Source organism: Streptomyces griseorubiginosus (assembly GCF_001514195.1).
Lineage (GTDB): Bacteria > Actinomycetota > Actinomycetes > Streptomycetales > Streptomycetaceae > Streptomyces > Streptomyces griseorubiginosus.
Genome location: NZ_KQ948734.1, coordinates 867579 through 889152 on the forward strand (window position 1 = coordinate 867579; position 21574 = coordinate 889152).

General features: G+C 68.4%; 18 protein-coding genes, 1 pseudogene and 1 riboswitch. Of the genes and pseudogenes, 10 read left to right on the plus strand and 9 right to left on the minus strand.

Annotated features, from left to right (window positions below; translation table 11 throughout):
- Positions 1–57: 57 nt before the first annotated feature.
- The 4 genes from AQJ54_RS03885 (at position 58) to AQJ54_RS03900 (ending at position 4563) form a co-directional block, all read left to right on the plus strand.
- The gene (locus AQJ54_RS03885) at positions 58–1038 is read left to right on the plus strand and encodes a tetratricopeptide repeat protein (RefSeq protein WP_020136680.1); all 981 of its coding nucleotides are present in this window, start codon (positions 58–60) and stop codon (positions 1036–1038) included.
- 132 nt (positions 1039–1170) lie between these two features.
- Positions 1171–1821, plus strand: coding sequence for a peptide deformylase (gene def, locus AQJ54_RS03890; protein ID WP_030320529.1), 651 nt, complete (start codon positions 1171–1173; stop codon positions 1819–1821).
- A gap of 280 nt (positions 1822–2101) precedes the next feature.
- On the plus strand, positions 2102–3196 hold the full coding sequence (cyc1, locus tag AQJ54_RS03895) for an epi-isozizaene synthase (RefSeq protein ID WP_107121014.1): 1095 nt from the start codon (positions 2102–2104) through the stop codon (positions 3194–3196).
- Positions 3193–4563, plus strand: a complete 1371-nt coding sequence (locus AQJ54_RS03900) for a bifunctional albaflavenone monooxygenase/terpene synthase (RefSeq protein ID WP_062233895.1) — start codon at positions 3193–3195, stop codon at positions 4561–4563. Before cyc1 ends, AQJ54_RS03900 begins: the two co-directional genes overlap by 4 nt.
- A 4-nt stretch (positions 4564–4567) precedes the next feature.
- Here the strand turns inward: AQJ54_RS03900 and AQJ54_RS03905 are convergent, their stop codons facing one another.
- A complete protein-coding gene (locus AQJ54_RS03905) occupies positions 4568–5533 on the minus strand; it encodes a GlxA family transcriptional regulator (RefSeq protein WP_062024100.1) in 966 nt (321 codons plus the stop codon).
- A gap of 125 nt (positions 5534–5658) precedes the next feature.
- Between AQJ54_RS03905 and AQJ54_RS46010 the strand changes: the two genes are divergently transcribed.
- Both AQJ54_RS46010 and AQJ54_RS03910 read left to right on the plus strand, forming a co-directional pair.
- On the plus strand, positions 5659–5796 hold the full coding sequence (locus tag AQJ54_RS46010; RefSeq protein WP_162952025.1) for a hypothetical protein: 138 nt from the start codon (positions 5659–5661) through the stop codon (positions 5794–5796).
- 26 nt (positions 5797–5822) lie between these two features.
- On the plus strand, positions 5823–6602 hold the full coding sequence (locus AQJ54_RS03910; protein ID WP_211278486.1) for a hypothetical protein: 780 nt from the start codon (positions 5823–5825) through the stop codon (positions 6600–6602).
- Here AQJ54_RS03910 and AQJ54_RS03915 read toward each other — a convergent pair.
- From AQJ54_RS03915 to AQJ54_RS03930, 4 genes are all read right to left on the minus strand, one after another.
- The gene (locus AQJ54_RS03915; protein ID WP_062233901.1) at positions 6586–7065 is read right to left on the minus strand and encodes a hypothetical protein; all 480 of its coding nucleotides are present in this window, start codon (positions 7063–7065) and stop codon (positions 6586–6588) included. The two genes, AQJ54_RS03910 and AQJ54_RS03915, sit on opposite strands and share 17 nt — an antisense overlap.
- A gap of 51 nt (positions 7066–7116) precedes the next feature.
- A complete protein-coding gene (locus AQJ54_RS03920; protein WP_062233904.1) occupies positions 7117–9159 on the minus strand; it encodes a putative Ig domain-containing protein in 2043 nt (680 codons plus the stop codon).
- Positions 9160–9372: 213 nt separating this feature from the next.
- Positions 9373–10386 carry a ribonucleotide-diphosphate reductase subunit beta gene (locus tag AQJ54_RS03925; RefSeq protein WP_030320511.1) on the minus strand — a complete coding sequence of 338 codons (1014 nt, stop codon included), beginning with the start codon at positions 10384–10386 and terminating at the stop codon, positions 9373–9375.
- On the minus strand, positions 10386–12767 hold the full coding sequence (locus tag AQJ54_RS03930; protein WP_062233907.1) for a ribonucleoside-diphosphate reductase subunit alpha: 2382 nt from the start codon (positions 12765–12767) through the stop codon (positions 10386–10388). Before AQJ54_RS03930 ends, AQJ54_RS03925 begins: the two co-directional genes overlap by 1 nt.
- 122 nt (positions 12768–12889) lie before the next feature.
- A riboswitch (cobalamin riboswitch) is annotated at positions 12890–13018 on the minus strand.
- 202 nt (positions 13019–13220) lie between these two features.
- On the opposite strand from AQJ54_RS03930, the pseudogene AQJ54_RS03935 reads away from it, so the two are divergent.
- Positions 13221–14490 (plus strand): annotated as a pseudogene (locus AQJ54_RS03935) (RNA-guided endonuclease InsQ/TnpB family protein).
- Here the strand turns inward: AQJ54_RS03935 and AQJ54_RS03940 are convergent.
- From AQJ54_RS03940 to AQJ54_RS03955, 4 genes are all read right to left on the minus strand, one after another.
- Positions 14487–15002, minus strand: coding sequence for a GNAT family N-acetyltransferase (locus tag AQJ54_RS03940; protein ID WP_062233910.1), 516 nt, complete (start codon positions 15000–15002; stop codon positions 14487–14489). The pseudogene AQJ54_RS03935 and the gene AQJ54_RS03940 overlap by 4 nt on opposite strands.
- Positions 15003–15109: 107 nt before the next feature.
- Positions 15110–16720: a monocarboxylate uptake permease MctP gene (gene mctP / locus AQJ54_RS03945; protein WP_062024111.1), complete on the minus strand. Its 1611-nt coding sequence runs from the start codon at positions 16718–16720 to the stop codon at positions 15110–15112.
- Positions 16717–16968: a DUF3311 domain-containing protein gene (locus AQJ54_RS03950; RefSeq protein ID WP_062024113.1), complete on the minus strand. Its 252-nt coding sequence runs from the start codon at positions 16966–16968 to the stop codon at positions 16717–16719. The genes mctP and AQJ54_RS03950 overlap by 4 nt, the downstream gene beginning before the upstream one ends.
- 168 nt (positions 16969–17136) lie before the next feature.
- The gene (locus tag AQJ54_RS03955; RefSeq protein ID WP_030320506.1) at positions 17137–17901 is read right to left on the minus strand and encodes a GntR family transcriptional regulator; all 765 of its coding nucleotides are present in this window, start codon (positions 17899–17901) and stop codon (positions 17137–17139) included.
- 306 nt (positions 17902–18207) lie between these two features.
- On the opposite strand from AQJ54_RS03955, the gene AQJ54_RS03960 reads away from it, so the two are divergent.
- The 3 genes from AQJ54_RS03960 (at position 18208) to AQJ54_RS03970 (ending at position 21567) form a co-directional block, all read left to right on the plus strand.
- Positions 18208–19491 (plus strand): extracellular solute-binding protein, encoded by a 1284-nt coding sequence (locus AQJ54_RS03960; RefSeq protein ID WP_062024116.1) that lies wholly within the window; start codon positions 18208–18210, stop codon positions 19489–19491.
- 256 nt (positions 19492–19747) lie between these two features.
- Positions 19748–20728 carry a carbohydrate ABC transporter permease gene (locus tag AQJ54_RS03965; protein ID WP_030320504.1) on the plus strand — a complete coding sequence of 327 codons (981 nt, stop codon included), beginning with the start codon at positions 19748–19750 and terminating at the stop codon, positions 20726–20728.
- The gene (locus AQJ54_RS03970) at positions 20725–21567 is read left to right on the plus strand and encodes a carbohydrate ABC transporter permease (RefSeq protein WP_062233913.1); all 843 of its coding nucleotides are present in this window, start codon (positions 20725–20727) and stop codon (positions 21565–21567) included. Before AQJ54_RS03965 ends, AQJ54_RS03970 begins: the two co-directional genes overlap by 4 nt.
- Positions 21568–21574 lie beyond the last annotated feature (7 nt).

Genomic DNA, 21574 nt, shown 5'->3' on the forward strand with positions numbered 1-21574 from the left:
AGAGAGGGTGTCCGGGGGCACAGCCAGCCCACTCGACGGAACTGGCAGGCGGGAATCGTGAGGATCTTCGGCAAGGGACGGCACCGGCCCTCCGCCTCCTGGCGGCAGGCCACGGACCGTGCGTTCACGCTGATCGGCGACGGCCGGTACGAGGACGCGGGCGCGCTGCTGACACGTGCCGCGGACCTGGAGCCGTGGCTGTCCGAGTCCTGGTTCAACCTCGCCCTGCTGCACAAGTTCCGGCACGACTGGGAGCAGGCGCGGGCCGCGGGACTCAGGGCCGTCGCGCTGCTCGACCGGGAGGCCGGGGCGCCCGACTGGTGGAACGTCGGCATCGCCGCGACCGCCCTCCAGGACTGGCCGCTGGCCCGGCGGGCCTGGCAGGCGTACGGGCTGCGGGTGCCGGGCGGCGCCACCGCTTCGGGCGAGCCGCTGGGGATGGACCTGGGCAGTGCCGCCGTACGGCTGTCCCCGGAGGGGGAGGCCGAGGTGGTCTGGGGGCGGCGGCTGGACCCCGCCCGGATCGAGGTGCTGTCGATCCCGCTGCCGTCCTCGGGGCGGCGCTGGGGCGAGGTCGTGCTGCACGACGGTGTGCCGCACGGCGAGCGGACGACCGCGTCCGGCCATGCCTACCCGGTGTTCGACGAGATCGAGCTGTGGGCGCCGTCGCCGGTGCCGACCTGGGTGGTGCTGCTGGAGGCGGCCACCGAGGCGGACCGGGACGCGCTGGAACAGCTGGCCGCCGACGCGGGCTTCGCCGCGGAGGACTGGTCGTCGTCCGTACGGCTGCTGTGCCGGATGTGTTCCGAGTCGCGGATGCCGTCCGATGAGGGCGACGGGGAGCATCTCGATCCGCACGATCACAGCGAGCCGGGGCATCCCGGGCCGTTGGGGCATCGGACGGACGGGCAGTTGTGGGTGCCGGAGCGGGAGTGCGGGGTGGCGGCGCCGGCCTCGCTGGTACGGGGGTTGCTGGACGGGTGGGTTGCCGACAGCCCTGATTCCCGAGACTGGCGTGATCTTGAAGAGGTGTGCTGACGGATTTCGGCCGCGGGTTCGTCGTGGCTTGTCGCGCAGTTCCCCGCGCCCCTGAAAGCAAAAAGCGAGCTCCCCGTACCCTGTATGCGCAGTCACCCCCTGTTCTTGTTTGAGGAAGGCGATCCGTAGGTCATGGCCCAGCAGGACACCGATCAGCAGCACGCGGGCGTGCTCCCCGTCGACGACGACGGGTTCGTCGTCGACACCGAGGAGACCGAGGAGCGGGAGAACGCCTGGCGTGAGCGCGGCACCTCGCGGCCCATCACCGTCGTAGGGAACCCCGTGCTGCACAAGGAGTGCAAGGACGTCACCGAGTTCGGCGCGGAGCTGGACCAGCTGGTCGCGGACATGTTCGCCAGCCAGCGCACCGCCGAGGGCGTCGGCCTCGCCGCCAACCAGATCGGTGTCGACCTGAAGGTCTTCGTGTACGACTGCCAGGACGACGAGGGCAAGCGGCACGTCGGTGTCGTCTGCAACCCGAAGCTCGTCGACCTGCCCGCCGACCAGCGCCGGCTCGACGACAGCAACGAGGGCTGCCTCTCGGTGCCCACCGCGTACGCGCCGCTCGCCCGCCCCGACTACGCCGAGGTCACCGGGCAGGACGAGAAGGGCAACCCGATCAAGGTCCGCGGCACCGGCTACTTCGCCCGCTGCCTCCAGCACGAGACCGACCACCTGTACGGCTACCTCTACATCGACCGTCTCTCCAAGCGCGAACGCAAGGACGCGCTGCGGCAGATGGCGGAGAACGAGCCCCGCTACCCCGTGGTCGCGAACGACTGACGTCGTACAACGCCCTTCCGCACGGCGCCTGTTCAGGGAGCACCGCCCCGACAGGCGCCGTTCGCATGTGCGTCGCACGTTCGATCGGATGTGCTCATGCGGTGATCCGGTTCTGGTCACGCATGGGGGGAATCTCGGCACCTTGGGGGTAGTGAACGAAGCAAATCCGTTCTCAAAACGGTCAGTTGTGGTGCTGAATGGGAAGTGCGGGGATACGCAACGGCGCACGCCCGGTTCAGCGGAGGGCGTGCGTCAACTGGCGGCTGGAAGGGGTTTGTTCGTGCCTGCTTTCCAACACGGCATCACGTCGTCGGCGCCGTCGCCGACGGCGATCGCGGTTCCACCGTCACTCTCACTCCCGGTGATCGAGGCAGCGTTTCCCAGGCAACTGCATCCGTATTGGCCCAGGCTCCAGGAGAGGACCCGCACCTGGCTTCTGGAAAAGCGGCTCATGCCGCCGGACGCGGTCGCAGAATATGCCGACGGACTGTGCTACACGGACCTCATGGCGGGGTACTACCTCGAGGCCCCCGACGAGGTCCTCCAGGCGATAGCGGACTTCAGCGCCTGGTTCTTCGTCTGGGACGACCGGCACGACCGTGACATCGTCCACCACCGTCCGGCGGCCTGGCGGCGGTTGAGGCGCCGGCTGCACTCGGCGCTCGACGCCCCGCGGGTCCACCTGCACCACGAGGATCCGCTGGTCGCCGCCTTCGCCGACACCCTCACCCGGCTGTACTCGTTCCTGCCGCCGACGTGGAACGCCCGGTTCGCCCGGCACTTCCACGACGTGATCGAGGCCTACGACCGGGAATTCCGCAATCGTGTCGAGGGAGTCGTCCCCCCGGTCCAGGAGTATCTGGCGCTGCGTCGCCTGACGTTCGCCCACTGGATCTGGACGGACCTTCTGGAGGCCGCCGCCGGACGCGAACTCCCGGACCCGGTGAGGAAACACTCCTCCTATCGGCGGGCCGCCCTGCTCAGTCAGGAATTCGCCGCCTGGTACAACGACCTGTGTTCGCTCCCCAAGGAAATCGCGGGCGACGAGGTGCACAATCTCGGAATCAGCCTCATTCACCACGAGGGACTGACCCTCGAAGAGGCGATCCGGGAAATGCAGCGACTGGTCGCCAAATGCGTGGACGCATTCCTGGTGGCCGAGGCGGACGCCCTTCAGTTCGCCCTCGGTCTCGACGACGGCACAGCGCGCGGAAAGGAACTCAGCGCGGCCGTGAGGACTTGCGTCCGCAATATGCGCAACTGGTTCAGCGCCGTCTACTGGTTCCACCACGAGTCCGGCCGTTACCAGGTCGACAGCTGGGACGACCGGTCCACGCCCCCGTACGTCAACAACGAAGCGGCAGGTGAGAAATGACCGTCGAATCCGTGAAACCCGACACCCCGGTGGTTCCCGAGCCGGGTGAGCCGCCCCTCGCCGGCAGCCGGGTGCCGCTCCTCGGGCACGGGCTGCGCCTCGCACGCGATCCGCTGACCTTCCTGTCCGGCCTGCGGGCGTACGGCGACGTCGTGCGCCTGCGGCTCGGCCCCAAGACGGTGTACGCGCCCACCACCCCCGAACTGACCGGAGCGGTGGCGCTCAACCCCGACTTCATCATCGCCGGGCCGCTCTGGGAGTCCCTGGAGGGGCTGGTCGGGAAGGAGGGCGTGGCCACCGCCAACGGCCCGCAGCACCGGCGTCAGCGGCGCACCATCCAGCCCGCGTTCCGGCTCGACGCGATACCGGCGTACGGGCCGATCATGGAGGAGGAGGCCGAGGCGCTGGCCGAGCGCTGGCGGCCCGGCGAGACGGTCGACGCCACCCTGGAGTCGTTCCGGGTCGCCGTGCGCATCGCGGCCCGGTGCCTGCTGCGCGGGGACTACATGGACGAGCGCGCCGAGCGGCTGTGCGTCGCGCTGACGACCGTCTTCCGGGGCATGTACCGGCGGATGGTGATACCGGCGGGGCCGCTGTACAAGCTGCCCCTTCCGGCCAACCTCGCATTCAACCGGGCGCTCGCCGATCTGCATCTCGTGGTCGACGAGATCATCGCCGAACGCCGGGCATCCGGTCAAAAGCCGGACGATTTGCTGACGGCATTGCTGGCGGCCAAGGATGCGAATGGCGATCCGATCGGCGAACAGGAGATCCACGACCAGGTCGTCGCGATACTCACCCCCGGCGGTGAAACCGTCGCGTCCACGATCATGTGGCTGCTTCAGGTACTCGCCGAACACCCGGAACACGCGGACAAGGTGTGCGCGGAAGTTGAATCCGTCACCGGTGGCCGTCCCGCGGCATTCGAGGACGTCCGGTCGCTCACGTACACGAACTATCTGGTGGTCGAGACCATGCGTTTGTGGCCCGCGGTATGGATATTGACGCGGCGGGCGGTACGCGACACCGAACTCGGTGGCTATCGCATTCCGGCCGGGTCCGACATCGTCTACAGTCCCTACGCGATCCAGCGGGACGCGAAGTCCTTCGACGACAGTGCGGAGTTCGACCCGCTGCGCTGGAGTCCGGAGCGCGCGAGGGCGGTTCCCAAACACGCCATGAGCCCGTTCAGCACCGGCAACCGGAAGTGCCCCAGCGACCACTTCTCGATGGCCCAGCTGACGCTGCTCACGGCGGCCCTGGCCCGCAGGTACCGCTTCGAACAGGTGCCGGGCTCGGACGACACCCCCCGCCCCGGCATCACCCTGCGCCCGAACCGGCTTCTCGTGCGGCCGGTGGCAAGGTGACGGCTCAGGCGGCCGCCTCGGGGCCCTGGAAGGTGCGCCGGTAGGCGTTCGGGGTGGTGCCCACCGCCCGCAGGAACTGGTGGCGCAGCGCGGCCGCGGTGCCGAACCCGGTTCGGCCCGCGATCGCGTCCACCGTCTCGTCCGTCGCCTCCAGCAGCCGCTGGGCCAGCAGCACCCGCTGGCGCAGGATCCAGCGGTAGGGAGTCGTGCCCGTCTCCTGCTGGAAGCGGCGGGCGAAGGTGCGCGGGGACATGTGCGCGCGCTCCGCGAGCTGCTCCACGGTGACGTCCTCGTCGAGGTGGCCCTCCATCCACACGAGGACCTCGCCGACCGTGTCGCACTTCGACCGGGGCAGCGGCCGCTCGATGTACTGGGCCTGGCCGCCGTCCCGGTGCGGCGGTACGACCATGCGCCGGGCGATCTTGTTGGCGATCTCGGGGCCCTGCTCGGTGCGCACGATGTGCAGACAGGCGTCGATGCCGGCTGCGGTCCCCGCGGAGGTGATCACCGGGCCCTCGTCGACGTACAGGACATCCGGCTCGACCGTCAGCCGGGGATACGCGAGCGCCAGTTCCTCCGCGTGGTGCCAGTGCACGGTGCAGCGCCGGCCGTCCAGCAGTCCTGCGGCGGCCAGCACGAAGACGCCGGAGCACACGCTGAGCACCCGGGCGCCGCGCTCGACCCCGCGCCGCAGGGCCTCGAGGAGCTCGGGAGGGAACTCCCGCGTCTCGTAGCAGGCGCCGGCCGGCACGGCGATCAGGTCGGCCGACTCCAGCCGCTCCAGACCGTGCTCCACGCTCAGCGAGAAGCCCGAGCGGGACTTCAGGGTGGGCCCCTCGGCCGAGGCCACCGCGAAGTCGTACACGGGCAGTCCGTCGTCGCTGCGGTCGGTGCCGAAGACCTCGCAGACGACTCCGAGCTCGAAGGGATTCACACCGTCCAGGACGACGGCGGCCACGTTGGTCAGCATGCTGCCAGTGTGCCTCAGGGTTGGCAGTAAATCGAGGGTGTGCGGCAGTCCTGCCACTGTTTGTCAGGAGTCTACGGCGCGACAGTAGTGACATGACCTCAGCGCAGACAGAAGGACTGATCGGAATGCTGATTGTTCTCGGAATCCTCGCTCTGCTGGTGCTCCCGTCCGTGATCGGGATCGTCCACGACAAGCGCGTCGACCGTCAGATCCGTCGGGCCCGCGAGTTCCGGGCCGCGCACGGGGCGACCCGCACGGTCTAGTCTCTCCTGATCAACAGGGGAGGAACATGAGACACAGACTGTGGGCCGTGGCAGGCGGGGCGGCAGCCCTGACCCTGCTCACGGCCACCGGGGCCCACGCCGAGGGCGAGGGCGACATCAGGGTCACCAAGACCGTGGTGAACAGGGGCGGGAACGTGATCATCGGTACGGCGAGGACCGTCAAGTACCCGATCGCGATCACCATCAAGGACGACTCGGGCGTCAAGAAGATCAGCCGTCTCAGCACGTTCAACAAGTCCAACGGCTATGGCTTCGTCGACTGGGACGGCGACTCGTCCTGCGTGCGCAAGAGCGCGACCACCTCCGTGTGCACGGGCACGATGACGGTCGACCCCGGCTGGATCGCCGCGAGCGACGACATCGACAGCAACAGGGTCGCCGGTGTCTGGCAGGTCAACGCCACCGTCAACGCGAACGACGGCGACTACTGGATCTCGGACGCCATCGCCGAGTACAAGGTCAAGCGGGCCGCGCAGCTCACCACCGACGCGACCCCCGAACCCGTCGCCAAGGGCGCCAAGCTCACCGTCAAGGGCAAGCTCTCCCGGGCCAACTGGGAGGACCTGAAGTACCACGGCTACCCGGGTCAGTCGGTCAGGCTCCAGTTCCGCGCGGCCGGTGCCGCCCACTACCGCACGGTCAAGACCGTGAAGACGGACAACGTGGGCCGGCTCAGCACCAAGGTGACCGCCACGCAGGCGGGCAGCTGGCGCTGGTACTTCCCCGGCACCACGACGACCTCGCTGAAGGCGTCGGCAGGGGACGCGGTCACGCTCCAGCGATGACCACGGTGACCCACCACTCCTGAATGCCCTTGCAGGAGACCTTGCCGGTCTCGGTGGCGCACAGGGGCCGCGACGACCTCAGTCGCACCTGTCCCGCCGAGACCGCCCTGTACGCCGCGTTCGCGTCGCCGGGCTGGAGGACGAAACCGCTGTTGACGGGCTCCAGGCCGGTGCCCTCGACGGTGACCGGACTCCAGGGGCGGCTCTTCGTGCCGTCCAGGCTCAGCCGGACCGTGTCACCGACGGCCAGGCAGACCCGGGCGCCGCTGTCGGAGGCGCCGAGCTCGGGGACGGACGTACAGCCGGGTGACGACGAGGGGGACGGCGATGCGGACGAGGGGGGTGGCGGCGACACCGTGGCGGCGCCACCCCCGTCGCTTCCTGCCTGGGTGCCGCATCCCGCCCCCGCCAGCAGGGTGAGTGCGGCGAGGGCGAGGGTCGTGCGGTGGGTCGTACGACGCATGGGAGACTCCTCTCCCTTCTGTGACGTACGACCCCCGCTCATGGATCCGGATCAGCTGGTCGTGACGGCCGTGTCGTCGATGACGAAGCTGGTCTGGAGCGAGGAGTCCTCGACCCCGCTGAACTTCAGCGTGACGGTCGAGCCGGCGAACGAGGAGAGGTCGAAGGACTTCTGGACGTAGCCGGTGGCCGCGTTGACGTTGGAGTAGGTGGCCAGGGTGGTCGAACCGGCGCTGACCGTCAGCTTGTCGTAGGCGGTGCTGCCGGTCTCCTTGGTGTCGATGTGCAGGTAGAAGGTGAAGGTGGCCTTGCAGCCGCTCGGGACGGTCACCGACTGGGAGAGCGTGTCGGTGTGCGCGGAGCCGTAGCCGTCCAGCCAGGCGTAGTAGGAGCCGCTGTGCGCCGACTCGCCGGTGCCGTTGGTGATGACCCCGCTGGACGCGGTCCAGGTGGTGTTGCCCGACTCGAAGCCCGCGTTGCCGAGCAGCTGGGACGAGGTGCAGGTGCCGCCGGTCGAGCCCACGGTCCAGGTGAAGGAGGTGGAGCCGGAGGCGCCGGTGGAGTCCTTCGCGGTGACGGTGACCTGGTAGGTGCCCGCGGTGGACGCCGTACCCGTGATCTTGCCGGAGCTGGAGATCGACAGCCCGGTCGGCAGGCCGCTCGCGCTGTAGGTCAGGGCCGCGCCCGCGCTGTCGGTGGCGCTGATCTGGAGGCTGACCGTGCCGCCGGTCGTCGTCGACTGGCTGCCCGGGTTGGTGACGGTCACCGTGTTGCCGGTGCTGGTGCCGGCGGTGAAGGCGGTGGTGCCGTTGGGGGTACCCCAGCCGGTCGGGCCGTCGTAGCCGGTGGTCGCGGTGCAGAAGTACGACGGGGAGCACGAGCCGTTGTTGCCGCTGGTGACGTCGTACAGGTTGCCGGTGTGGGAGTACGGGTACTTCGCCGGGTAGTCGCTGGAACCCGGGGTGCCCGCGAGGGCGTAGACACCGGCGATGATCGGGGCGGAGGCGCTGGTGCCGCCGTAGACCGCCCAGCCGGAGCCGCCGTAGGTGTCGTAGACCGCCACACCGGTGGCCGGGTCGGCGACCGCGGAGACGTCGGCCTCCATGCGCTTCGAGCAGCCCGTGTCGGTCTGCCAGCTCGGCTTCGGGTCGTACGCGGAGCAGCCGGAGCCGGTGCCCTCGGTGGAGCTGGTCTTCCAGACGGACTCGGTCCAGCCACGGGAGTTGGAGGACGTCGACAGCGCGGTGCCGCCGACTGCCGTCACGTACTGGGATGTCGCCGGGTACTCGGCGCCGTAGGCGGAGTCGCCGGCCGAGACGGTGATCGCCACACCCGGGTGCTTGAAGTACGAGGTGTCCTCGCTGGTCTGGGACGAGGCCTCGGAGCCGCCCCAGCTGTTGGAGACGACCTTGGCGCCCAGGGACACCGCCTCGTTCTCGGCGATGCCGAGGTCGGTGTCGTTGGCCGAGTTGGCCTCCACGAGGGTGATGTTGCAGTTCGGGCAGACCGCGCTGACCATGTCGATGTCCAGCGCCTCCTCACCCGCCCAGCCCGTGTCGTTGGTGGGCAGCGAGGTGGTGGAGCCGGTCTGGCTGACCTGCTTGAAGCAGCCGTTGGCCTTGGTGCAGGCGGAGAGGCCGTACTGCGAGCGGTACGTGCCCAGGTCCGCCTCGGCGTTGGGGTCGTTGTAGGCGTCGACGACCGCAACCGTGAGGCCGGATCCACCCGTTGACGGCAGGTTGTACGCGCTGTGCAGGTTGGCCGGGCTGAGGCCGGAGGGGGCCGCGGCGGCCAGCGCGGTGGCCAGGCGCTGCTTGATGTCGGTACGGCGCTGGGCGAAGCAGGACGCCTCGCCGGGGGCCGCGGTGGCGCACAGGTGGGTGGTCGGGACCTTCTGGCCGGCCTTGCCGGTGGTGTGGAAGGTCTGCCGGTCGGGGGAGGTGAGGGCCTTGCTGTTCTGGGTCACCCGGGAGGTGTGGGTGGTCGCCGGTGCCGCGTGCGCCGGAACGGCCGCGAATCCGGCGAGGCCGAGGGCGAGGGCGGGTATCGCTGCGGTCAGGAGTCTTCGCAGGCTCCGTCGGGGCATTTCACGCATGGGGTACTGCCTCCATCGGTGGGGTTACAGGCAGGCCCGTGACGCGCGCAGCGGCGGCAGATCACGCAGTCATGAGCATGACGTGCCAGAAGCTAGCGGCGGGTGTGAAGCCGGGAGAAGGAGCCAGAGGAGATCTTTGCTGCCCCATAGCAGCCTCATGGACGGCCCATGGAAGCTCCATGGGCCGTCCACTGGCCGTTCCTTACTTTACGGTCAGAAGTCCTCGTCGAGGTCGACGGTGCCCTCCACCGCGACCTGGTAGGCCGACGGGCGGCGCTCGAAGAAGTTCGTCAGCTCCTGGACACCCTGCAACTCCATGAAGGAGAAGGGGTTCTCGGAGCCGTACACCGGCGCGAAACCGAGCCGCGTGAGCCGCTGGTCGGCGACGCACTCCAGGTACTGCCGCATCGACTCGGTGTTCATGCCGGGCAGTCCGTCGCCGCACAGGTCCCGGGCGAACTGGAGCTCCGCCTCCACGGCCTCCGCCAGCATGTCCGTGACCTGCTGCCGCAACTCCTCGTCGAACAGCTCCGGCTCCTCCTTGCGGACGGTGTCGACCACGTCGAAGGCGAACGACATGTGCATGGTCTCGTCACGGAACACCCAGTTGGTGCCCGTGGCGAGGCCGTGCAGCAGACCCCGGCTGCGGAACCAGTAGACGTAGGCGAAGGCGCCGTAGAAGAACAGGCCCTCGATGCACGCGGCGAAGCAGATCAGGTTGAGCAGGAAGCGGCGGCGGTCGGCCCGGGACTCCAGGCGCTCCAGCTTCTCCACCTCGTTGATCCACTTGAAGCAGAACTCCGCCTTCTCACGGATCGAGGGGATGTTCTCGACCGCGTCGAAGGCGGCCGCGCGGTCCTCGGGATCGGGGAGGTAGGTGTCGAGCAGCGTCAGGTAGAACTGGACGTGCACGGCCTCCTCGAACAGCTGACGGCTCAAGTACAGCCGCGCCTCGGGGGAGTTGATGTGCTTGTACAGCGTCAGCACCAGGTTGTTCGCGACGATCGAGTCCCCCGTCGCGAAGAACGCCACCAGCCGGCCGATGAGGTGCTGCTCGGCGGGGCTGAGCTTCGCCAGGTCGGCCACGTCCGAGTGGAGGTCGACCTCCTCGACGGTCCAGGTGTTCTTGATGGCATCCCGGTAGCGCTCGTAGAAGTCCGGGTAGCGCATGGGCCGGAGGGTCAGCTCGAAGCCCGGGTCGAGAAGGTTCTTGGCTTCGGTGGTCATTACTGGCATGCCTCGCAGGACTCGGGGTTTTCCAGGGAGCAGGCGACGGCTTCTTCCGACGTCACCTGCTGGACCGGGACGGTCGCCTGAGCGGCGCGGGCGATACGGGTCGCCGGGCGCGAGCGCAGGTAGTACGTCGTCTTCAGCCCGGACTTCCAGGCGTACGCGTACATCGAGGAGAGCTTGCCGATGGTCGGCGTCTCCAGGAACAGGTTCAGGGACTGCGACTGGTCGAGGAACGGGGTCCGGGCCGCCGCCATGTCGATCAGGGAACGCTGCGGGATCTCCCACGCCGTGCGGTACAGCGCCCGTACGTCCTCCGGGACCCACGCGAAGTCCTGCACCGAGCCGTTCGCCTCACGCAGCGCCTCACGGGTGCGCGCGTCCCACACGCCCAGCGCCTTGAGGTCGTTCACCAGGTACGAGTTGACCTGGAGGAACTCCCCGGACAGCGTCTCGCGCTTGAACAGGTTGGAGACCTGCGGCTCGATGCACTCGTACACCCCGGCGATCGAGGCGATGGTCGCGGTGGGCGCGATGGCCAGCAGCAGGCTGTTGCGCAGCCCCGTCGTGGCCATGCGCTCGCGCAGTGCCGCCCAGCGCTCGGGCCAGGCCAGGTCCGTGGCGTAGTGGTCCGGGTGCAGCACACCCTGAGCGGTACGGGTCTTCTCCCAGGCCGGCAGCGGGCCGCTGCGCTCGGCGAGGTCGGTGGAGGCCTCGTAGGCGGCGAGCATGATGCGCTCGGCGATCCGGGTGGACAGGGCCTGCGCCTCCGGGGAGCCGAAGGGCAGCCGCAACTTGAAGAAGACGTCCTGGAGGCCCATCGCGCCGAGGCCGACCGGACGCCACTTGGCGTTGGAACGCCCGGCCTGCTCGGTCGGGTAGAAGTTGATGTCGACGACCCTGTCGAGGAACGTGACGGCGGTGCGGACGGTCTCGTCCAGCCGCTCCCAGTCGATGTCGCCGGTCCTGGTGTCGACGAACGCGCCCAGGTTCACCGACCCCAGGTTGCAGACCGCCGTCTCCCCGTCGTCCGTGACCTCCAGGATCTCCGTGCAGAGGTTGGAGGAGTGGACCGTGTGCCCCGGCAGGGCCGTCTGGTTGGCCGTGCGGTTCGCGGCGTCCTTGAAGGTCATCCAGCCGTTGCCGGTCTGGGCGAGGGTGCGCATCATGCGGCCGTAGAGGTCACGGGCCGGGATGGTCCGCTTCGCCAGCCCCTTCTGCTCGGCCGCGCGGTACGCGGCGTCGAACTCCTCGCCCCACAGGTCGACCAGTTCGGGCACGTCGGCGGGGGAGAACAGGGACCACTCGGCGTCCGCGTTCACCCGGCGCATGAACTCGTCCGGGATCCAGTGCGCGAGGTTCAGATTGTGCGTACGGCGGGCGTCCTCACCGGTGTTGTCCCTGAGCTCCAGGAACTCCTCGATGTCGGAGTGCCAGGTCTCCAGGTAGACCGCGGCCGCGCCCTTGCGCCGGCCGCCCTGGTTCACGGCGGCGACACTCGCGTCCAGCGTCTTCAGGAACGGCACGATGCCGTTGGAGTGCCCGTTGGTGCCACGGATCAGCGAACCGCGGCTGCGGACGCGGGAGTACGCGATGCCGATGCCGCCTGCGTGCTTCGAGAGCCGCGCCACCTGGTGGTAGCGGTCGTAGATGGAGTCGAGCTCGTCCATCGGGGAGTCGAGGAGGTAGCAGGACGACATCTGGGGGTGCCGGGTGCCGGAGTTGAAGAGGGTGGGGGAGGAGGGGAGGTAGTCGAGGCGGCTCATGAGCCCGTAGAGCGCGGCGACTTCGTCCAGGGCGCGGACCGTGTCGTCCTCGGCGAGGCCGGACGCCACCCGCAGCATGAAGTGCTGGGGCGTCTCGATGACCTTGCGGGTGATCGGGTGCCGCAGCAGATAGCGGCTGTGGAGGGTGCGGAGCCCGAAGTAGCCGAAGCGGTCGTCGGCCTCGGTGTCGACGAGCGCGTCCAGCCGCTCGGCGTGCACCCGCACGAACTCGGCCGTACGGTCGGCGATCAGGCCCTCGCGGTGCCCGACCGCGACCGAGCCGGTGAACGAGGTGACGCCCTGGGAGGCGGCCTCCGCGGCGATGGAGATCGTCAGCAGCCGGGCGGCGAGCCTGCTGTACGCCGGGTCCTCGGAGATGAGCCCGGCGGCCGCCTCGGTGGCCAGCTCGCGCAGCTCCGACTCGTCGGCCCGAGCGGACCGGCCGCGGAGCGCGGCGGCGGCGACCCGGCCGGGGTCGGCGTCGGGCAGGTCGGCGGTCAGCTCGGCCAGGGTCCGCAGCAACGCGGCTCCGGGGCCGTCGTTCTCCTGCTCGGTCCGCTGCTCGGTCCGCTCGATCGCCGCTGAGGCCGGATCGGCTGGCGCGATGGTCACGTGGGGCTCTCCCTCGCTGGCACGGGGCCTTGCGGAGGGCAGGGGCAGCACACGAGCGCACACGGCGTCGCGTCCACCGGCCCATTCCACGAGGCCCGGACGTCAAGACACCCGGGCCACGGTGGCCGGGCGTACTGTCGGCAGGTCCTCGGACTGACGCTCATGTGCGCTTATGCACGCATGAGTACACCGTTGCGGGACAGTTCCGGATTCACACCGGATTCCCCTGCGGCGACAGCGAGCATGAGCATACATCTTGTGCCCGGTGGTGGAAGCAGGCCCATATGTTGTGTCGCGGTGACTTCAGAGCGTGTTGTCGTCGGCAACCATCCTCGATATGGCCCGGGGTCGGTGTTCGTTCGGTGTCGCGGACGCGTGGGAACCAGTCACCTGATCGGGTGATCGATTGCGAACACGCGGATGCAACTCGCATACGCGTCTAGCTTGGGCATCATGAAACTCGTCATGCAGGTCAGGTTGCTGCCGACGCCCGAGCAGGCGGCGGCGCTCGAGGCAACCATGTACTCCTGCAACGAGGCTGCCACCTGGGTGAGTCAGGTGGCCTTTGAGCGCGGACAGTTCAAGAACTTCGCGCTCCGTAGGCATGTGTACGGGGTGGTCAAATCCCGCTGGGGTCTGGGAGCTCAGGCCGCTCAACAAGTGATCAAGAAGACGTGCGACGCGTACGCCTCCCTCAAGGCGAACCTGAGGGCCGGGAACCTGGGACGGCCGGGGTCTAGGCGCCATCGCCAGGCTACTGAGAGGCCGATCGCTTTCCGCCCCCAGGGTGCCCAGCCCTAAGACGATCGCATGCTGTCCTGGCAGATGCCGGACCGCACTGTGTCCGTCTGGACCACCTACGGGCGGATCAAGAACGTGGCGTTCACCGGATCTGCCGAACAACTGACAACGCTGGAGTTGTATCGCAAGGGCGAGTCCGATCTCGTCCTCCGGGATGGCATGTGGTTCCTGTTCGCGACCTGTGAGGTGCCCGAGGCGCCGCTGAATACGGACCCGGTGGATTTTCTGGGTGTGGACCTCGGAGTCGTGAACATCGCGACCACCTCCGACGGCGAGATCATGGCCGGTCGGGCGCTCAATCGAATGCGTACACGAGAGCGCGGTCTGCGGCGCAAACTGCAAAAGAAGAACACTCCGTCCACCAAGCGCCGACTGAGGAAGCGGCGACGCAAGGAGGCCCGGCGGGCCAGAGACATCAACCACAAGATCGCGAAGCATGTGGTGGCCGAGGCGGAACGCACCGGTCGCGGAATCGCCTTGGAGGATTTGACGGGCATCCGTGAGCGGGTCCGGCTTCGCAAGCCTGGGGGCACCTCCCACGCCCTTGAGGCAGTGGGGGAGGGCCACCCACTCCAGCTGGAGCTTCGCCCAGCTGGGTTCGTTCATCGCGTACAAGGGCCGCCGTGCAGGGGTGCTGGTGGTGTACGTCGATCCGGCATACACCTCTCGTACCTGCGCTGAGTGCGGACACATCGACAAGGCGAACCGGGTCTCCCAGGCCTGGTTCGCATGCCGGTCCTGCGGATTCGTTGATCACGCCGACCGGAACAGCTCCCGCAACATCCGCGCTCGCGCGTGGGAGTTGTGGAGATGCGGGGCCCAGTCACCGGCCCCTGCTCCGACGCCGCGTAAAGGGAACGGAGCTGGACGCAAACGTAGCCCCACCGCCAGTGGTGCCCGTTGTGCAAGCCCGGTGCCTTAGCGCCGGCTGGTTGACAGCGTCAACTTGTAGGTGAGGAGCGTGAAGTCGTCGCCGGGGACCGGCCGCCAGTCGCGCTGCGGGTCGCGGGTGAAGCCGAGGCGCTCGTAGAGGCGGTGGGCGGTGTGCATGGTGGGCTGGGTGCACAGGACGAGGTCGTGGCCCGTGGCCGCCGCGCGGTCGATGCAGGCCTGGACCAGGGCCTGTCCGACGCCTCGGCCGCGGGCCTCGTGGGACACGGCGAGCATGCGGATCTCGGCCTCTGCGGGGCCGGCGAGTTCGGCCAGGGGGCCGCCGGACGGGACGTAGGTGACTCCGCCGAGGATGCGGTCGTCCGCCGCGGCCACCAGGACCTCTGCGGTGTCCGCTCGCTTGGCCACGTTCTTGAGCTCCTGGAAGTACCAGTCGTCCTCGCCGCCGAAGGCCAGGAGGCCGTCGTTCAGGTAGGCGTGGGCGGTGATCTCGCCGAGGGGTTCGTAGTCGGTGGGTTCTGCGGGGCGGATCAGGAAGTCCATGGGGGAGAGTGTGCACGAAAGCGGGCCGCCGAGGGGGGTTGCTCTCGGTGGCCCGCTTGACGGTTGTGTGTGGTTGCTCGCGCAGTTCCCCGCGCCCCCAAAAAGCCTTAGTGCGAGGTTCCCGCGGTAGCCGGGGGAAGTTCCACCTGGACCCCGGGGTCGCCCGCGTCCGCCGTGTAGTCCTCCGGGCTCGTCTCGTCCACGCCCTCGGGGGCCTTCGCCGCCTTCAGGATGAACGTGAGGATCACCGTCACCGCCACGTTGAGCACGAACGCGGTGAGGCCGATGTAGCCGATCTCGCCGATGCCCGGGATCTCCTTCGCCGAGCCGCCGAAGTGCTTCTGGGTCGGCGAGGCGACGCCGTACGCGGCGACCGTGCCGTAGACCATGCCGACCGCCCAGCCGGCGAGCAGCGCCCAGCGGTGGAACCAGCGGGTGAACAGGCCGCCGACCAGGGCCGGGAAGGTCTGGAGGATCCAGATGCCGCCCAGGAGCTGGAAGTTGATGGCGACCGTCTTGTCCATGGTCAGGACGAAGACCAGGGCGCCCACCTTCACCAGCAGGGACACCAGCTTGGAGACCTTCGTCTCCTGGGCCGCGGTCGCGTCCGGCTTGATGAAGTCCTTGTAGATGTTGCGGGTGAAGAGATTCGCGGCCGCGATCGACATGATGGCCGCCGGGACGAGCGCGCCGATGCCGATCGCCGCGAAGGCCACGCCCGCGAACCAGTCCGGGAACATGTCCTCGAACAGCTGCGGGATCGCCAGCTGCGGGTTGGTGACCTTGACCCCGGCCGCGATCGCCATGAAGCCGAGCAGGGCCAGCAGGCCGAGCATCAGCGAGTACAGCGGCAGGATCGTGGTGTTGCGGCGGATCACCTCACGGCTGCGGGAGGACAGCGTCGCGGTGATCGAGTGCGGGTACATGAAGAGCGCGAGCGCGGAGCCCAACGCGAGCGTGGCGTACGTCCATTGACCCGCCTCCAGCGGGACGAGTCCGCCCGCCTTGGCCGCCGTGTACTTCTCGCTCGCCGCGCCGAAGACGTCGTCGAAGCCGCCCAGCTTGATCGGGATGTAGATGATCGCCACCGCGATGACGATGTAGATCAGCGTGTCCTTCACGAACGCGATCAGTGCGGGGGCTCTGAGGCCCGAGGAGTACGTGTAGGCCGCGAGCACGCCGAAGGCGATCAGCAGCGGGAGGTCCTTCACGAACCAGTTGGTGTTCTCGCCGCCGCCGACGCCCATGACGTCCAGGACGGCCTGGATGCCGACCAGTTGGAGCGCGATGTACGGCATGGTCGCGAGGATGCCGGTGACCGCGACGGCCAGCGAGAGTCCCTTGGAGCCGAAGCGGCCGCGCACGAAGTCCGAGGTGGTGACGTATCCGTGCTTGTGGGAGACCGACCACAGCCGGGGCAGGAAGGTGAAGATCAGCGGGTACACCAGGATCGTGTACGGCACCGCGAAGAAGCCGGCCGCGCCCGCCGCGTAGATCGCCGCGGGCACCGCGACGAAGGTGTACGCCGTGTAGAGGTCGCCGCCCAGCAGGAACCAGGTGATCCAGGTGCCGAACGACCGGCCGCCCAGGCCCCATTCGTCCAGCGAGTGCTCGTTCTCGGCCTTGCGCCAGCGCGCGGCCAGGAAGCCCATGACCGTGACGGCCAGGAAGAAGAGGATGAAGACGGTGAGTGCCACGCCGTTGACGCCGCCGTTCACTTGGCACCTCCGTGGCGGGCGCGCTGGTCACGCCTCCAGAGCTGGTAGGCGATCATCGTCAGCGCGGTGGAGATCAGCACCCACAGCATCTGGTACCAGTAGAAGAACGGGATCCCGATGAACTCCGGGTCGACCTTGGCGTACGAGCCGACCCAGAGCATCGCCACGAAGGGCGCGAGCAGGCAGAGCGCGATGACCACGCGCACCGGTGTCACCACCGGTGGTCTCACTTCAGGTGCGTCCGACATGTCGTGGCTCCTACCCCTCACTGATCAGCGTTGATCACCTGTAACGCGCAGGCAATCTAGGTCACGCGTCACGTGAGGGGAAGACCTCGTCGGCGTATCGGTATGTCGATTCTGTGAAGCATCGGCGGGGCCGTACATCGGTACGGCCCCCGCGGCCCCCGCGGTGTCCTAGTCGACCGGCCGCTTCAGGCGGGCCACGAACTTGTACCGGTCCCCCCGGTACACCGACCGCACCCACTCCACCGGCTCTCCGGCCTTGTCGAACGAGTGCCGGGACAGCATCAGCATCGGCAGGCCCACGTCGGTGCCGAGCAGGCCGGCCTCGCGCGGGGTGGCCAGCGAGGTCTCGATGGTCTCCTCGGCCTCGGCGAGATGGACGTCGTAGACCTCGGCCAACGCCGTGTAGAGGGACGTGTACTTGACGAGGGACCTGCGCAGGGCCGGGAAGCGCTTGGCGCTCAGGTGGGTCGTCTCGATGGCCATCGGCTCGGCGTTCGCCATGCGCAGCCGCTCGATGCGCAGCACCCGGCCGCCGGCGGTGATGTCGAGGAGCTCGGCGAGCCGGTCGTCGGCGGTGATGTAGCCGATGTCGAGGAGCTGCGAGGTGGGTTCGAGGCCCTGGGCGCGCATGTCCTCGGTGTAGGAGGTGAGTTGCAGCGCCTGGGAGACCTTCGGCTTGGCGACGAACGTGCCCTTGCCCTGGATGCGTTCCAGGCGCCCCTCGACCACCAGCTCCTGGAGTGCCTGGCGCACGGTCGTGCGGGAGGTGTCGAACTCGGCGGCGAGCGTGCGCTCGGGCGGTACCGGGGTGCCGGGCGACTGGGTCTCCGTCATGTCGAGCAGGTGCTTCTTCAGGCGGTAGTACTTCGGCACGCGCGCGGTACGGACTCCTGCCCCGCCCTCGGTCTCCGCACTGCTGACGTCGCTGCTCATGGTCTGCCTTCCCGGCTCCGGATGCGGGTCACATCGTGATCCCTTCTGTATACCGTCGCCGACTCTTTTGGTCTAGTCCACAGAGGTGAGTGGTATAGCGGACGAGAGTACTCCGCCGCCGCTGTTTTCGCTGCCTTCTTTACTAATGGTCCCTGCATATGTAGCTCGCATAACGGCTGGTCAGGGGCGTTTCTCGGGCTCTTGACAGGCTCTGTGGTCTGGTCCAAGCTCCCTCTACTGGTCTACACCATTGGTCCAGGTCCCGGCTGGTGGGCGGGAGGTGTGGGCATCCCTGAGGAGGGTGGCGTGAAGCGCAAGCTGGCAGCCGCGATAGGCATCGCGGGCATGATGGTCTCGGTCGCGGCATGTGGGGGCAGCGACAGCGGAAGTTCGGACAACAGCGGCGCGGACGCCAAGGAGCTGACCGTCTGGCTCACCGTCGACGCCCAGAACAACTGGCCCGAGCTGGTGAAGGCCGCGGACGCCGCGGTCCAGAAGAAGCACCCCGGCATCAAGATCAACCACGAGTACTACGGCTGGCCGGACAAGAACACCAAGCTCGACGCGGTCCTCGCCACCGACAAGGCCCCCGACGTCGTCGAGATGGGCAACACCGAGATGCTCGGCTACATGGTCAAGGGGGCCTTCGCGCCCCTGGACGCCTCGAAGTTCACCAACTCCGCGGCCTGGCTCGACGGCCTCAAGGCCTCGGTGACCTACGACGGCAAGACCTACGGCGTCCCGTACTACGCGGGCGGCCGCGTCGGCAACTGGCGCAAGGACGTCTTCGCCTCGGTCGGCGTCAAGTCCGCCCCGAAGACCTACGCGGAGCTGACCGCCGCCCTCGACAAGGTCCAGAAGAAAGAGGGCAACACGTTCTCCGCCTGGTACCAGCCCACCCGTGACTGGTATGCGGCCATGTCCTTCGTCTACGACGCCGGCGGCTCCATCGCGGTGGACTCGGGCGGCACCTGGAAGGCCAACCTCTCCTCGCCGGAGTCCCTCAAGGGCCTCACCGAGTTCAAGAACGTCGTCGACAAGTACATGCACGGCGACAAGACCAAGGACGAGTCCGACCGCTACATCGTCTACGGCCAGGGCAAGTCGGGCATGATCTTCGGCGCGGCCTGGGAGGGCGCGACCTCCGCCGACCCGAAGAACGACAAGACCGGCAAGCTCAAGGACAACCTCGAGAACTTCGTGATGCCCGGCCCGTCCGGCAAGAACATGCCCGTCTTCCTGGGCGGTTCGGACCTCGCGGTTCCGGTGAAGTCCAAGGCGCAGGCCGTCGCCGCCGAGTGGATCAACGCCTTCACCGGTCCCTCCGGCCAGAAGGGCCTGATGGCCAAGGGCAACCTGCCCAACAACAAGACCGACCTCGCCACCCTGAAGAAGGACCCGGCGACGGCGGTCCCGGCCACCGCCGCCGAGTCCAACTGGTTCGTGCCCATGGCGCCCGGCTGGGGCCAGGTCGAGAAGGCGCAGGTCCTTCAGAACATGCTCCAGAACATCGGCACCGGCAAGCAGTCCGTCGAAGCGGCGGCCAAGGCCGCCGACGCGGCGATCGACAAGGTCATCAACACCAAGTGACCGCAGGCAGGGCCCCGTCGGGACCGACGGGGCCCTGCCTCCCGTACGGCTGCGCGGGCATCGCCTCTCGTACGTCCGCGCGGACCCCGCCGTCCGCACGACGTGCCGGCTTCGCCTCCGTGGACGGCCGTGCGGGCCCCGCTTCCGCAGACGAGCGTGCGGGCCCCGCCTCCGCAGACGAGCGTGCGGGCTGCGCCCCGTGCACGACCGCGCGCATCGCTTTCGTACGACCAGAGGGACCGCTGAGGAGCGCGCCATGAGTGCCGCAGACACCACCACCCCCACCGAGGTGCCGCCGCCGCTGTCGGTACCACCGCCGCCCACCCCGTCGGCGCCCCGCAGAAGGCGGGGGCCCGGCGCCACCCCGTGGCTGCTGCTCGCGCCCTGCCTGCTCATCCTCGGCCTGGTCATGGGCTATCCGCTGGTCCGCCTGGTCACCCTGTCCTTCCAGAAGTTCGGCCAGTCCCAGCTGTGGGGCTTCCTGCCCGCCCAGTGGGTCGGCTTCGACAACTTCACCGCCGTACTGGGCGACGGCGAGTTCTGGACGGTCGTCGTCCGGACCGTCGTCTTCGCGGCCGGCTGCGTCATCTTCACGATGGTCACCGGCATGCTGATCGCCCTGCTGCTCCAGCGGGTGTCCGGCTGGGTGAAGACCCTGATCAACATCGCGCTGGTGGCCAGCTGGGGCATGCCGATCGTCGTCGCCACCACGGTCTTCAAGTGGCTGTTCGACGCGGACTACGGCATCCTCAACGCGCTGCTCAGCAAGCTGCCCGGGGTCGAGATGATCGGCCACAACTGGTTCGCCAGCGGTCCCCAGGGCCTGGCCGTGATCATGCTGCTGGTGGTCTGGGGCGCGGTGCCCTTCGTCGTGATCACCCTGAGCGCCGGACTCACCCAGGTCCCCAAGGAGATGGAGGAGGCCGCCCGTCTCGACGGCGCCGGCGCCTGGGGCGTGTTCCGGTACGTCACCCTGCCGATCCTCAAGCCCATCATCGTGATGCTGACGACCCTGTCGGTCATCTGGGACATGGGCGTCTTCCCTCAGGTGTTCGTGATGCGCAACGGCCACCCGGAGCCGGAGTTCCAGATCCTGCCGACGTACTCCTACGACCGAGCCTTCGTGGTCAACGACTACGCGCAGGGCTCCGCGATCGCCCTCATCACCGTGCTGCTGCTGCTCGGGGTCGTCGCCGTGTACATGCGTCAGATGCTGAAGATCGGAGAGGTCGAATGAGCACGCTCGCTCCCGGGGTCCGCCGCAGGTCGAAGCTGGGCTGGAACCTCCTCGGTCTCCTCGTCTTCGTCACCGCCGGCTTCCCCGTCTACTGGATGCTCAACACCGCGTTCAAGCCGGCGAAGGACGCCATCGACCCGGACCCGAGCCTGCTGCCGACGGGCGTGACGCTGAGCAACTTCAGCCGCGCGCTGGACATCGCCGACTTCTGGGGCCCGGTCGGCCGCAGCCTCGTCGTGTCCCTCGCGGTCGTGGCGATCGGCATCGTGGTCGGCACCCTGGCCGCCCTCGCCATCTCCCGCTTCGCCTTCCGCGGCCGCAAGGTCGTGATCGTGGGCATCCTCGCGGTCCAGATGGTCCCCCTGGTCGCGATGATCATCCCGGTCTTCCTGCTCCTGAACGACCTCGACCAGTACGACAAGCTGTCCGGCCTGATCATCACGTACCTGACCTTCATCCTCCCCTTCACGGTGTGGACGCTGCGCGGCTTCATCGTCAACATCCCGAGGGAGCTGGAGGAGGCGGCGATGGTCGACGGCTGCTCACCCACCGGCGCCTTCCTGCGCGTGGTCTTCCCCCTCCTGGCCCCCGGCATGGTCGCCACCTCGGTCTACGCCTTCATCCAGGCCTGGAACGAGTACCTCTACGCCCTCATGCTGCTCAGCCAGAAGAACCAGACCGCGACCGTCTGGCTCGGCAACTTCACCACCAAACACGGCACCGAATACGCCCCGATGATGGCCGGCGCCACCATGATGGCCGTGCCGATCGTGGTCCTCTTCCTCCTCGTCCAGCGCAAGATGGCCGCGGGTCTCACCGCGGGCGCCGTGAAGGGATAACGCCCCC